This is a genomic window from Leptolyngbya sp. GGD (assembly GCF_026735145.1).
Taxonomy (GTDB): Bacteria; Cyanobacteriota; Cyanobacteriia; order Leptolyngbyales; family Leptolyngbyaceae; genus Leptolyngbya; species Leptolyngbya boryana.
The window spans coordinates 1,201,503-1,214,014 of the sequence record NZ_JAPQKE010000002.1 but is presented as its reverse complement, the minus strand read 5'-3'; the positions used below and the strand labels follow the sequence as shown (position 1 = coordinate 1,214,014).

Sequence of the window (12,512 nt, the reverse complement as noted above, 5' to 3'; positions counted from 1 at the left end):
ATAACTATGGTCGGATTTCCGCAAAATTCAAAACCTGCTTCTAGAGAGATTTCTTAACTTAAATCCAGGCTTCACAGCCGTCTCAGGATTGAATATGTTAGCATCAGTGCAAATAAGCACGTCTTAGAAATCCGAATGGGAAAGGTTCTGGTGCTCAATGCCTCCTATGAACCGCTCAATATCACCAGTTGGCGGCGAGCAGTTGTCCTGCTAATCAAAGGCAAAGCTGAGCAAGTCGAGCATAACGGAAAGTTCGTTTATTCGGGGTTCCCACTCCCCACGGTGATTCGGCTGCGCCATTATGTGCGTGTGCCTTACAAAGAGATTCCCCTCACCCGCAAGAATCTCTTGCACCGAGATTCACACTCCTGTCAGTATTGTGGCTATACAGGCGATGACTTGACCCTGGATCATGTGATCCCGCGATCGCGAGGCGGAGCAGATACTTGGGAAAATATTGTGACTGCCTGTGTGCGCTGCAATGTGAAGAAGGGCAATCGCACGCCGAAGGAAGCATCGATGCCTTTATTCACGAATCCACACCGACCGCACAGTGGGCTTTATTTTGAGGTGACGAAGCATGTCAAAAATGGCGTGAACCAGGAATGGCAGAAGTACGTCATTGGTGGAGTGCGAGAAGATTAGTTCTAGCCAGAAGTGATGTAGTTTACGATCGCATTCTCTCTCTTATGAGAGAAATCGAACAAACCGATCTGCCGTTTTTTGAAGTTTTTTGCGAAGATCAAGAAGTGCCTACGATCGATCATGTCTAAACAGGATGGGATCGACTGAGGCTGGTTCTATTTTTCGCACAACTTTAACGTATGCAATCTGATTCAACTGTGCCCCTCTCTTCATTTGTAACAATGGAACCAGACTCCGGTATTTCTGGGCTGAATCCGACTGAGGTTCAAATTATTTCATCCCCTCAAACTTCTAACGGATCGAATTATACGACCGAATCGCGCGGAAGATTTCCTTACGAAGTGGTTCGATCGTCTGAGCAAGAACAAAAAATTGAAGCTTTTCGCCAAGTTCTCGAACGACATCGAGGCGAACGTCAAATTATTCTGCTTCAAGATTTCCCTGACCCAGACGCACTCTCTTCAGCTTGGGCATACAAATTAATCGCTCAAAAGTTTGAAATTCAGTGCGAGATTGTCTATGCCGGAATGCTTTCGCACCAGGAAAATATCGCCCTTGTTAAGCTCACAAATTTACCGCTCCAACGTCTACCGATTCAAACTGCGAAAACGAAAGATTTTTCAATTTATAAAGGATGTGTCCTGATCGACAATCAGGGAACGACGAGCCAACTTCTCACGTCCGTTCAGCAGGCGAATATTCCGATTACCGTGATTATTGATCATCACAGTATGCAAGATGACCTCAAAGCTGAATTTATCGATATCCGCACCTACACCCGTGCGACTGCCACGATTCTGACCCAGTACATTCAATCGGGAATGTTGAAGCTGGATACGAGTACGCCTGAGCATGTGAAGTGTGCAACGGCGCTCATGCACGGATTGCGCTCAGATACGAATCGCCTGATGCAGGCCCAGGAAGAAGATTTTCTGGCTGCGGCTTATTTGAGTCGATTTTACGATGCGCAATTGCTGAATGCAGTGATGCAATCTTCGCGATCGAAGCAAGTCATGGAAGTGATTGAGCGATCGCTGAAAAATCGCATGGTGCAGAATAATTTCTCGATCGCGGGAGTGGGTTATTTGCGATACGACGATCGTGATGCAATTCCGCAAGCTGCGGACTTCTTGGTTACTGAGGAGAATGTCCATACTGCGGTCGTTTACGGGATTGTTCACGACGAAGATGAAGAACTCGAATTCGTCGTGGGCTCGCTGCGAACGAATAAAATTACGCTTGATCCCGATGAATTTATCAAAGAAGCGTTTGGACAAGATGCTCACGGCAGATTCTTTGGCGGAGGACGATCGCAAGCGGGGGGATTTGAAATTCCCATGGGATTTTTATCTGGGTTTACAGAGAATAGCGACTATGCCAAAACAAAATGGTCAGTCTTTGATGCTCAGGTCAAACAAAAGCTATTGCGCCTAGTCAATCCGGATCAAAATTATCCAAAAGGCGTGAATTAATCCCAAGGTAGAGGATTGAGGGGCAAAGGGTGCTGTAATGATCCGTGTAGTCCTTCAATCTTCTGTAGATATGGAACTTTATCTGATCCGACATGGCTTAGCCGGACAACATGGCGACTATCCTGATGATGATCAGCGTCCTCTGACTCCAGAAGGGGAGCGTAAAACAGAACAGGTTGCAAAGCGAATGCGATCGCTCGATTTAAAATTTGATCTGATTCTGACCAGTCCTCTGACTCGTGCCAAGCAAACGGCTAAAATTTTGCAAAAAGCAGGGTTGAGCGATGCATTAGAAACTGCTGGCTACCTTGCCCCAGGAGGCGATATTCAGAATTGGCACGCTTGGGTTGAGAGTTGGCGATCGCCCGACAAAGCATTAGCGCTGGTTGGACACGAGCCGGATCTCAGCAGTTGGGCAGAGTTACTGATTTGGGGAGAAGTGCGCGATCGCTTCATTCTAAAAAAAGCGGGTGTGATCGGCTTAGAGCTTCCCGAGAGCGGAAGTGCGATCTCCAATAGCCAACTATTCTGGCTAACTCCGCCTCGGTTGTTTCTGTAAACAAAAAATGCGATCGCATCGTTCAGCATTGAGAGTTTGCCTCTGTTGGCTTGGCTAACTGCGATCGTGATGGACCTCTTGCCCATGTTTCCAATTATGGTAAGAGTTAAGCCGTTTGCAGCGTCATCGGTTCAGGAATCTGCTCACCTTCTACCTGCCAAGCTTCTAAATACATTTCGATCACGTCTTCACCATTACGAATCGCTTCTTCACGAGTTTTGCCAGATGTGCAAGGCATAACAACCAAGTCAGCAAATTCTGGAACAGTAACCAGGAACAGTTGATCTTCATCAGACCATTGAATGATCATGCTGTATCGGCTCATCTTTCCTGATCCTCCTCTCTTAAATTCTTGAGTTCTATCAGTAGTTTTTCGAGTTGTTTTTCTAGATAGAGTGGAACATCATCTCCATCTTTTCCTGGGATCGTCAATGTTTTTTTCAGGAGAGGATGCCGCCACCGCTCATGACTCCCTTTGCCACGCTTAGGCAGATATGTAAATCCTTCACGTCCAATCTGAGCTTTCAATTCTCGAATTTTTCTAGGCATGAATATTCGTTTAGATCGTGCCCTATCTTTTCAATCCTTTTTTTATTCTTACCTACTTCATTTGCTCTCAAGTTCGCCTTTCGATGCCTCCGCTAAGAGAGTTCCAATCACACAAGCTCCGATCAGATTTGCGCCTGTTAGGTTTGCATCCTGGAGTTCTGCACAAAGCAGATTCGCACCTGAGAGGTTCGCGCCTGCTAAATTCGCACCTTGCAAATCTGCTTCTTCAAGATTCGCTTCGCTGAGCTGTGCGCCTTGCAAATCTGCTTGAGTCAAGTTTGCACCCAGCAGATTGACTCCACTTAAATTTGCACCTCGTAAATCTGCACCTCGTAAATCAACGCCTTGCAAATTCACGCCCATCAAGTTTGTGCCGCTGAGAAATGCACCGGATAAAGCCGCACGAGTTAGGCGCGATCGCATGAGATTTGCCCCGCGCAAATTACTGCCGCGCAAATCTGCCTCAGTCAAATCTGCCTGCATCAAATTTGCACCCGTCATCGACGCGCGCAAATCCGCCCCAATCAGCTGGCATCCGACTAAATTCGCACCGTCTAAAATGGCTCCCGCCAGCTTTGCGCCTGTGAAATCTGCCCCCGCCAGTTTTGCTCCCGCCAAAATCACGCCGCCCAAATCTGCTTTAGACAGATCTTCATCCTGCAAATCTACACCCGCGAGTTGCGCTACTTTTCCCGATCGAATCGCCTGAATATCCATTTACCCTCGCTCCGTCACTTTCTCAGATAGATTCAGCAATTCTTCGTCAGAATGAGAATCTAACAACCACATTCCAGCCGCAATTTTCGGCATTTGAATCGGTAGGCTTAACCCTTGCTGAATCGCGCTGACAAGAAGCGTTAAAGCTTCGACGAGCTTTGTATCCCACCGCTCTCCTGCTTCCGCTTGGCACTGAGCGAGCGCATCGGTTAAATTGCTTTGAGTCACGCGCTGTTGAAACTCAGAGAGTAAGCCAAGGATTCTTGATTCTAAAGGAATTTCGTCGCCTGCGAGTCCAGCAGGTTGTCCTTTTCCATTCCAGTGTTCAGATTCATGCGTAATGATCGTTGCGATCGCATTCAATCTGCCCATATTTCTTAAAAGCTGAGCGCCTGGAACGATCGGACAACTCGGCGCGGCATCGGGATCAGGCTCAGTCACCCGTCCAAAGCTTCCTGGACTGAGTACACTATCTGCTCGCTGTAAGAATGCGAGTCGATGCAGCAAGGCAGAGAGCCGTAACCGATTCACCTGCCAAGCCGGAAGATCGAGCAACTGTGCCATCGCAACCGATAGTGAAGCCACTTCAGCCGCAGCATTTGGATTACTCACATCAGTTTGATCAATCAATTGAGCCAGACGGAGAAAGGCTTGTAGCTCATTGGAAACGAGATTGTTATCTAACGCTTCGTGCTTGTGTTTCGAGTGACCGTCTTGTAAATAGTTCACGACCATGGAAACCGCTTGATAGATTTCGTCTTGGTCGCTACTCTGAGCAGAAATTTCTGCGACTTTTGCCCGAAGTTGATTGGCTAAATCCGGGTTGTAGCGATCGATATGAGCGATCGCAATATTCACCGTCTCTTCGACTAAGCCCTGCTCAAATGTCCAAAAGCCGTAAAACTTCCGCTCTAAGTCTTCTTCTGGCACACCTTGAGTCCCATAGTCTTCAGGCGAGAGTTCCTGACAGAGCACCATGGCGGTATAAGACGGAGCCAAAATCATCAAGTGCCATTCTTGAGCAACCGGATCAGTGGGATCTAAATCGACTAAAGTGACATTCGATCGCTGACTGGTGGGATGTTCTGCAAATCCGGCATCTGCCGTCGCCATGATCACAATTTGCTCGGCTCGATTCGCGATATCGCCATAGCGATCGGCTTCAACGAGATACCATTTTCCCCGCTGGAAAGCAGTAATCACGAGAGGCGCACTCTGACAGGTGAGAATGCAGTCTTCCAGAGCATGACAGAGTGAAACCAGCGTATTTTTGTAATACACACCGAAATTGAGCGGGCGTTTACCGACCTCGCCGGACTGGTGCGCTACTTTTAAACCTTTGAGAATTGAGCCTTCTAACATGAGCGGAAATTAGGGAGCAGTAACAAGTTGAGGATTGGATTTCTCGATCGGAGCAGTTAAGGCTTCTTCTAGATCAGCACGTCCGAGACGTTCTTCTAAAATATCCATGACTTCCCGTCCGAAATCATTGGGATTGCGCTGCCAAGCTTGCAGACAAACTTCACCAAAGAATGATCCCAAAGGTTCTGGATTCCATAACAGTTTGCGAACTGTCCAAGGTTTCACATTCATCGGATCGTATCCCGGCTTCAGAATGTCATTCTTGAGCGCATATTCTTCTAGATGCGTATGAGGTTGCAGCCCGATAAAGAAAATCGCAGGCTCAACTTTGTCGGCTCCGAAGATTTTTTCTAATTCGCGATGATACGCGATCGTTTGTCGAATCGTTTCCGGTCGCTCATCAATCACGTTAAATGAATAATTCACCGAAACAAGATCGTTGAATCCTGCCGCTTTCAAATCTCGACAGTTTTCTAAGACGGTTCGGAGATTGTACCCCATTCTCATTTTGCGCACGAGTTCCTGAGAGCCGCTGGTAATGCCAATCTCAAAGTAATTCATGCCAGTCTTCACCATCAATTCGGCAAGCTTCGGCGTGAGATTATCCGCACGAATGTAAGCTGCCCAGTGAATATCGGTCATGCCCGCATCCACGATCTTTTGCAACAGCTCGATCGCATCATCAATATACTTCCTGGCTGGAATAAATTGAGCATCTGTGAACCAGAAGTTGCGAACGCCTTTTTTGTAAAGCTGCTGCATTTCTTTGACGACTTCATCAGCTGGATTGATCCGAACCTGTTTACCTTCAATCACTGTATAGACGCAGTAGCAGCAGTTGTGCGGGCAGCCGCGCTTGGTCTGGACTCCAATATAAAAGTCTTGAGATTGAAAATAGTATTCAAATTCGTCCCAGATCGACGCAATGTAATCGTAATCGCAAGCGGCTTTCTCGATCGGGGTGGGAAATTCGTGAATCATGCGATCGCGCGGTTTCGTCTCGCCGACGATATAACACCGCTCATCTAAGAAATCTTCACCCCGCAGCAGTTTTTCGAGCAGCGTTTCCCCTTCGCCCACCGATACGATCGTGCCTTTCGGCAAACTTCTCGCAACTTGCTCATAAAACACGCTCACTGCGCCCCCACCCACAACCAATTTGGCATCTGGATGATATTTGCGAGCGCGTTTGAAGCCCCGTTTGATCAGATTGGCATTGCGCCACAATTCGCCGTAATAGCCTGAAGCGATTCGCAGTAAGCCAAGCGCGCCTCTCGCCTTCAAGAACGGATTTAAAGCGTAGTAGTACTCAAAGGTGTATTGCAGTGGATTTCCCCCGCGCCCCCCCACAGGTGCGTAAATCTGAATGTCGCGCCAAGAATAGACCAACAGCGTTGGCTTGAACTGATCAATGCAATCATCCAGCGCTGAGGCGTAATCCAAAGGCGGGACTGTGCCCAAATCTAAGATTTTTTGGGTGATGTCAGGAAACTGCTTGTGAACGTGATCGGCAAGATACACGGCTCCAATCGGAAAAATCGGATTACAAGGCAACCGGACGTAGAGAATGCGAGTTTCCATAGCCTTCATGGGTGAGGAATCCATCAGCGTTGATTCATCGGATCAATGGATCCTGAGTAATTTTCACATAACTTTACGATATCACTGACTCTCGTTCTCTGCATGGATTGTCCTCAAGAAGCATCCACGCGATCGCAAAACAGCCTTAATCTTTTTTGAGAACTCTGTATTTTTACTGCACAAAGTATTCAGGTATGAACTAAATTTAATTTTTTGCGTTGAAGACTTACAAGTTCTCAATCTCAAAGCATAAATCGTCTTGAAAAGAAACCGTTGGTAATCACCTTTACAGTTGTTAGAAATCCGGCAATGTTAGTGTCAAGGTACTTCGCTACTTATCTAAGGGGTTTCAATCGCCATGCCTCAAATTCTTGATCCCGTTCCTTCTAATGGATCTGATCCCGTCCTTTGTTGTTATGTAAATGCTACAAGTCAAATTCAAATTGCTCGGATTACAGATGTGCCAAATTGGTACTTTGAACGAGTCGTTTTTCCAGGTCAGCGATTGATCTTTGAAGCAATCGTGACAGCTCATTTGGAAATTCATACTGGCATGATGGCAAGTGCGATTTTGTCAGATACAATTCCTTGTTCAACTCTGATTGTGACGGAGGGAGACGAGGATGCCTCCTTTCGCCAAGAGCTGAGGTCAATTCTGGCAACTCCAGCGGAATCCTAAATTTTTTCTGCAATTTTTATAAGAAAAACCGCTTCGTCTATCGATTTGCTTAGTAAAAGGTGTGGGGATTCGTTAAGAAACAACCGCGATCGCATTTTGATCGCGGTTGTTTTTTGCACAATGAGAAGGCGAGTTAGGTAGAACGTTTTGGATTTACCGTCCTTTCTTTGGTTATGGCGAATTGCTGCTTGGGCAATGGGTTTGACGATCGTGGCGTATTTGCTTCAAGCAGCAACAGGATCAGGATTATTATTTGGCATCAAATGGGTGAGATCGCTGCATATTGGCGTAGGAATTGCGATCGCGATTTTAGTCTTGGTCTTACTGGGAATTGGCATTGTCGGAACCCTAGGGCATTACGGCAGTTTAGGTCATTCCAATCATTTATGGTCGGGGCTGGCTGTCGTTGAATTGGTATTTCTTTCTGCCTGGAGTGCCGTACAGATTCCCACTCAGCCTTGGGCACGTTCTGTTCACATTGGCGTGAATTTTCTCTTATGCTTAGGGCTAATCTGGGTCTCGATCACCGGGTGGGAAGTGGTTCAAAAATATCTTTCTTGACTCTCTTTCTTGGATCTTTAGTAAAAGGTATCGAAATTACTCTTCAAAAAGCGATCGAGATCCGCAAACGAGCAAGCATGAGTCGGAGTTGGCGTATCGTAACCTTTGAGATCAACGTTATATCGCTCAAAGAACGCCAACTCACCCACATGACTTGCCAGATGCCGATACGTCGTTTCACCCATCGCAATATCGAGTCCGATTTGTTTCGTTGCTGTTTCTAATCGAAATGCCGCATTCACGGTATCACCCAATGCTGTGTAATCGGGTCGATCGCCGCTACCTGTGTTACCGACCATCGCAAATCCCGTATTCACACCTGCCCCGATCCGAATCGGAAATGGCAAGGGATAGTCTCGATACAAATCACTCGTCATCTTATGAAGCGCATTAATCGCCTGACAGATTCGTAGTGACTCATCCCGCTCGACTCCATGCGCTCCATGCGTCCAGACCGCCATCACCGCATCGCCAATATATTTATCGACCCAACTGCCATACTCTCGAATAATCTCACCTGCTTGGCGAAACCAAGTCCCGATCATCTCAGAAAGAATGCTTTCGTCTAGCTGACGCGTCAGAATCGTAAAATCGCGAATATCAACAACCAAAACCGAGATTAAACAGCGCACTGAGAGCGCTGCGGTTGCCGTGAAATCTTTAGAGTCGAGATCGCTCGACGGAGCAGGACGATTCATAGGACAGAAGAAATCTAGTTCAGTCTGTCCAAACGTGAGACGATCGCCATTCTGCAATGTCACCGGAATGCTCACCCGCCGCCCATTCACAAAAGTGCCGTTGCGACTGCCGAGATCGATCAAATAATATTCTCCCGTTTCCATCCATTGCAGCATGGCATGGTTACGTGAAATCCAGCGATCGCCAATCACAAATGTGTTATCCTCGCTCCGTCCAATTGTCCAGCAGCTATTACCCACTAAAGGCAAGCGCTGACGATTGAGATCGCTATGTAGGATGAGATGAGGAATAGGTTGGAGAGTTACCACAGGCTCAACAAGGAAAATAAGGTCATTCTTTCCTTATGATGCAACGCTTGCGATGGAAATGTGTCAGTAGTAGCGCTTGTAATGTAAAGGTGAAGTGAATTATTTTTTACTGTATTTTCCGCAGTATTCAACTGAGAGAAATTGCGTGCAATCGCGCTATCTACGAGTTTATGCCAGGGTTGCTGCAATCCAGAAAAGACTGTCAACTAGAATGGTACTGAGAACAGCACCACCAAATGCTACCCAATGCGGCGTTTTCACCCGCAGCGAGAGAACACCGATTACAAGGAGTAGCGTAGCTAGTGAAATCACCCAGAAAATGCCATGAGGTGTGTACATTTGCATAAGAGCTTCTTGAAAGATCGGCTGCACTGCATCTGGTTCTACCTGCATTAATCGCCGCCAATACGGAATCAAGTCACTCACGTAGAAATATAAATCAGTGATTGCAGTTCCAAAGAGGGAGCCTAAGTAGAAAAAGTTTCCAAGTTTGCACCAATTCTGCCGCAATCCCCAGATCGCGATCGGCAGCCCAATCGCTTCGATCGGTAAATGTAACGTGGGTTCCCAACGCATCCACCCCCAGTAAAGCGAGCCAGCAAGCCATGTCCAAGTGAATCCTGTGATTAACTCACCCCAGTGTTGTGTTTTTGATTTCGCAGAAAGCGCGATCGAGACCCAAACCCATACTGAAGTGAGTAAAAGGCAGAGCAGCGGAATCGATCGGACTAAGGGCGCTTCAAAGAACACAGGAACCGACACCAAAAAGACCGATGCACCGAAAATGAGACGATTGCGCGACGGGAGTTGCCGCTCTATCAGAGAAGATTCAGTGAGAGAAGATTTAGAAACCGCGATCACTTCAGCCTCTTGGGATGGGGTGGGGGTGGGCGAATAGGAAATCAAAGGAAAATTTAATCCTGTTCATTTTATTTACTTAACTTAACATTACCATAGGATTTTCTGGGGACGGGAGCCTCAATTTGTAAATCATTCTTAAGGAGAATGCCCCCCCTAGGCATATTTCAGAATAGCGGAACTATCTTGAAATTGCGAATAAATTTAGGAGAACGAATTCAGAAATCGCTGAAATGGCAGTACACTGCACAGCGAGAGTTCTGCTCCTAGTTTTTGAAGGTTGAGAAGCGCATGACCCCACTTTTAGTCGTTGCTAGTGAGAGCAATAGTCTGTTTGCTCTTTTCCAAGGTGTTGTCTTGGGTTTAGTGCAAGGAATTACAGAGTTTCTGCCGATCAGCAGTACGGCGCATTTGATTATTTTTACAGATGTGTTCGGCTGGCAGAACCAATGGAAAAAAGAAGCGATCGATGCGATTCAGTTCGGCAGTGTCATCGCAGTGCTGATGTACTTTTGGAAGGATATTCGGAATATTCTCTCAGGAGCTTTGGGGGCATTTGTGCGCAAGGAGTGGTATCGCGAAGACTGGAAGATCTTTATCGGCATTGTCTTCGGAACAGTTCCAGCCTTAGCGGGTGGCTTGATGCTCAAAGAGTTGGGCGTAAAGTTAGAGAGTGCGACACTAATTGCTGTGATGTCGATCGTGATGTCGCTTTTGTTGGCACTTGCCGAGAAAGTCGGTTCTCGGAAACGGGGGTTTGATGAGCTTGAGGTTAAAGATGGGATTTTGGTTGGACTTGGGCAAATGATTGCGTTGCTGCCTGGAGCCTCGCGCTCAGGTTCGACTTTGACGACTGGCTTGTTTTTAGGATTACGCAGAGAAACAGCGGCTCGATTTTCCTTTCTGCTCGGTCTGCCGACTTTGGCGATTGCCACCTTAGTGCAAACGAAAGATGTGTTGCAAGATGGTTCAATGGGAATGCCCTTGCTGTTTGGCATCATTTCAGCGTTTGTGTTTTCGTATTTATCGATCGCTTGGCTGCTGAAGTTTTTGCAGCGTCAGAGTACTTGGGTCTTTGTCTGGTATCGCTTGGCGTTAGGCATCACATTATTAGCCGCAATCGCCACACAAGTTCTAAAGGCTTAAACTAGAGAAGCTGTCAAAGTTCGAGTCATGAGCGAGATTTCTATTCGTCCGGCGTTAATTACTGGGGTGTTGTCGGGTTCAATCGCGCAAGAGATTGGATTTGAGGTGGGCGATCGCATTGTATCGATCAACGGCGAAAAGCCTCGCGATCTGATCGACTATCAGTTTTTGTGTGCGGACGAATTTTTAGAACTCGACGTGATCGATCGCAAAGGAAAAACCCATCAGATCGAAATTGAAAAGGATTACGATGAGGATCTGGGTTTGGAGTTTGAAACGGCTCTGTTTGATGGGTTGATCCAATGTACGAATCGCTGTCCATTTTGCTTTATTGATCAACAGCCTCCGGGCAAGCGAGATAGTCTTTACCTCAAAGATGATGACTATCGGCTGAGTTTTCTTTATGGGAGCTATTTGACGCTGACGAATTTGACTCAGCGCGAGTGGAACCGGATTGAACAGATGAGGCTTTCCCCACTTTATGTTTCAGTTCATGCAACTGAAGCAGATGTCAGAACTCGGTTGCTGAAAAATTCAAGAGCAGGTCAAATTCTCGACCAGATGCGATGGTTCCAAGAACGACAGCTACAGATCCATGCTCAAGTGGTTCTCTGTCCTGGTATCAATGATGGTGAGCACTTAACTCGGACGATCGAGGATCTAGCGCAGTTTCACACAGGAGAGATTCCAGCAGTTGCGTCGATCGCGGTGGTGCCCGTTGGACTGACCCGATTTCGACCCGATGAAGATGAATTGATTCCCGTTTCACCTGAGAAAGCGAGAGAAGTAATTGCCCAAGTACAAGCACTGCAAGCTAAATTCCGAAAAGAGCAGGGCAGTACGATTGTTTGGTTAGCAGATGAGTGGTTCTTAATCGCTGGAGCCGATTTACCTCCAGAATCACACTATGAAGACTATCCACAAATTGGTAATGGTGTAGGTTCGATTCGATTGTTCCTAAAAGAGTTTGAAACAGCAGCACAACGACTTCCACAGAAGATTGCGCCTGCACGCGAGTATATCTGGGTTTTGGGGAATGCAGTTGAGAGAGCGTTTCTGCCGATTCTCGATCGCTTAAACCAAGTTCAAGGTTTGACGGTCAAAATGGTTGCTCTGAATAGCCAGTACTGGGGTCAGAGCATGACTGTCACGGGGCTACTGACTGGGCAAGACATTTTGGCAGCACTGCAAGGGAGAGCGCTCGGAGACGGAATTCTTTTGCCGTCTTTGATGCTGAAACAAGATGCAGCCGTATTTTTAGATGACATGACTGTGGCAGATTTGGAGCATCGATTGGCAACGAAAATTACGATCGTTCAAGGAGTTGAAGGTCTGATTGAGGCTTGCCAATCGATGCAGGCTATTGCGGTTTAATT

The 12,512-nt window shown here is 46.9% G+C and carries 14 protein-coding genes; 7 read left to right on the top strand and 7 right to left on the bottom strand.

The features are described 5' to 3' along the window. Positions 1-135 precede the first annotated feature (135 nt). From OU814_RS14595 to sixA, 3 genes are all read left to right on the top strand, one after another. A complete protein-coding gene (locus OU814_RS14595) occupies positions 136-645 on the top strand; it encodes an HNH endonuclease (RefSeq protein ID WP_017286710.1) in 510 nt (169 codons plus the stop codon). Positions 646-866: 221 nt separating this feature from the next. Then, positions 867-2,117 (top strand): DHH family phosphoesterase, encoded by a 1,251-nt coding sequence (locus OU814_RS14590; protein ID WP_017286709.1) that lies wholly within the window; start codon positions 867-869, stop codon positions 2,115-2,117. Between the two features lie 70 nt (positions 2,118-2,187). Beyond that, complete coding sequence (sixA, locus tag OU814_RS14585; protein ID WP_190649061.1) at positions 2,188-2,676, top strand: phosphohistidine phosphatase SixA; 489 nt, start codon at positions 2,188-2,190, stop codon at positions 2,674-2,676. Between the two features lie 106 nt (positions 2,677-2,782). Here the strand turns inward: sixA and OU814_RS14580 are convergent, their stop codons facing one another. From OU814_RS14580 to OU814_RS14560, 5 genes are read right to left on the bottom strand one after another with little or no spacing between them, the layout of a single operon-like run. After that, on the bottom strand, positions 2,783-3,001 hold the full coding sequence (locus OU814_RS14580) for a type II toxin-antitoxin system HicB family antitoxin (protein ID WP_190649063.1): 219 nt from the start codon (positions 2,999-3,001) through the stop codon (positions 2,783-2,785). Further along, a complete protein-coding gene (locus tag OU814_RS14575; RefSeq protein WP_190649066.1) occupies positions 2,998-3,225 on the bottom strand; it encodes a type II toxin-antitoxin system HicA family toxin in 228 nt (75 codons plus the stop codon). Before OU814_RS14575 ends, OU814_RS14580 begins: the two co-directional genes overlap by 4 nt. A gap of 57 nt (positions 3,226-3,282) precedes the next feature. Continuing rightward, positions 3,283-3,942, bottom strand: a complete 660-nt coding sequence (locus tag OU814_RS14570) for a pentapeptide repeat-containing protein (RefSeq protein WP_017286707.1) — start codon at positions 3,940-3,942, stop codon at positions 3,283-3,285. After that, positions 3,943-5,304, bottom strand: coding sequence for a DICT sensory domain-containing protein (locus OU814_RS14565; RefSeq protein ID WP_268183828.1), 1,362 nt, complete (start codon positions 5,302-5,304; stop codon positions 3,943-3,945). It abuts the gene before it with no gap. Positions 5,305-5,313: 9 nt separating this feature from the next. Continuing rightward, positions 5,314-6,885: a photosystem II high light acclimation radical SAM protein gene (locus tag OU814_RS14560; protein ID WP_268183825.1), complete on the bottom strand. Its 1,572-nt coding sequence runs from the start codon at positions 6,883-6,885 to the stop codon at positions 5,314-5,316. A 358-nt stretch (positions 6,886-7,243) separates the two neighbouring features. On the opposite strand from OU814_RS14560, the gene OU814_RS14555 reads away from it, so the two are divergent. Beyond that, entirely contained in the window at positions 7,244-7,564 is a 321-nt protein-coding gene (locus OU814_RS14555; protein WP_017286704.1) for a DUF1830 domain-containing protein, read from the top strand. Between the two features lie 147 nt (positions 7,565-7,711). Continuing rightward, positions 7,712-8,125 (top strand): DUF4079 domain-containing protein, encoded by a 414-nt coding sequence (locus tag OU814_RS14550; RefSeq protein WP_026148455.1) that lies wholly within the window; start codon positions 7,712-7,714, stop codon positions 8,123-8,125. A gap of 17 nt (positions 8,126-8,142) precedes the next feature. On the opposite strand, the gene OU814_RS14545 is transcribed toward OU814_RS14550, so the two are convergent. Further along, entirely contained in the window at positions 8,143-9,132 is a 990-nt protein-coding gene (locus OU814_RS14545) for an adenylate/guanylate cyclase domain-containing protein (protein ID WP_017286702.1), read from the bottom strand. Between the two features lie 168 nt (positions 9,133-9,300). Beyond that, positions 9,301-10,038: a DUF3120 domain-containing protein gene (locus OU814_RS14540; protein ID WP_017286701.1), complete on the bottom strand. Its 738-nt coding sequence runs from the start codon at positions 10,036-10,038 to the stop codon at positions 9,301-9,303. A gap of 243 nt (positions 10,039-10,281) precedes the next feature. On the opposite strand from OU814_RS14540, the gene OU814_RS14535 reads away from it, so the two are divergent. After that, positions 10,282-11,136 carry an undecaprenyl-diphosphate phosphatase gene (locus OU814_RS14535; protein ID WP_017286700.1) on the top strand — a complete coding sequence of 285 codons (855 nt, stop codon included), beginning with the start codon at positions 10,282-10,284 and terminating at the stop codon, positions 11,134-11,136. Between the two features lie 27 nt (positions 11,137-11,163). After that, positions 11,164-12,510, top strand: coding sequence for a TIGR03279 family radical SAM protein (locus OU814_RS14530; protein WP_190649082.1), 1,347 nt, complete (start codon positions 11,164-11,166; stop codon positions 12,508-12,510). Positions 12,511-12,512: the final 2 nt, after the last annotated feature.

Bases quoted from the DNA above. Each gene is read 5' to 3' on its own strand.
- OU814_RS14590 (WP_017286709.1), top strand. From the start codon at position 867: ATGGAACCAGACTCCGGTATTTCTGGGCTGAATCCGACTGAGGTTCAA.
- sixA (WP_190649061.1), top strand. From the start codon at position 2,188: ATGGAACTTTATCTGATCCGACATGGCTTAGCCGGACAACATGGCGAC.
- OU814_RS14575 (WP_190649066.1), bottom strand. From the start codon at position 3,225: ATGCCTAGAAAAATTCGAGAATTGAAAGCTCAGATTGGACGTGAAGGA.
- OU814_RS14570 (WP_017286707.1), bottom strand. From the start codon at position 3,942: ATGGATATTCAGGCGATTCGATCGGGAAAAGTAGCGCAACTCGCGGGT.
- OU814_RS14535 (WP_017286700.1), top strand. From the start codon at position 10,282: ATGACCCCACTTTTAGTCGTTGCTAGTGAGAGCAATAGTCTGTTTGCT.
- OU814_RS14565 (WP_268183828.1), bottom strand. From the start codon at position 5,304: ATGTTAGAAGGCTCAATTCTCAAAGGTTTAAAAGTAGCGCACCAGTCC.
- OU814_RS14530 (WP_190649082.1), top strand. From the start codon at position 11,164: ATGAGCGAGATTTCTATTCGTCCGGCGTTAATTACTGGGGTGTTGTCG.
- OU814_RS14560 (WP_268183825.1), bottom strand. From the start codon at position 6,885: ATGGAAACTCGCATTCTCTACGTCCGGTTGCCTTGTAATCCGATTTTT.
- OU814_RS14580 (WP_190649063.1), bottom strand. From the start codon at position 3,001: ATGAGCCGATACAGCATGATCATTCAATGGTCTGATGAAGATCAACTG.
- OU814_RS14595 (WP_017286710.1), top strand. From the start codon at position 136: ATGGGAAAGGTTCTGGTGCTCAATGCCTCCTATGAACCGCTCAATATC.
- OU814_RS14555 (WP_017286704.1), top strand. From the start codon at position 7,244: ATGCCTCAAATTCTTGATCCCGTTCCTTCTAATGGATCTGATCCCGTC.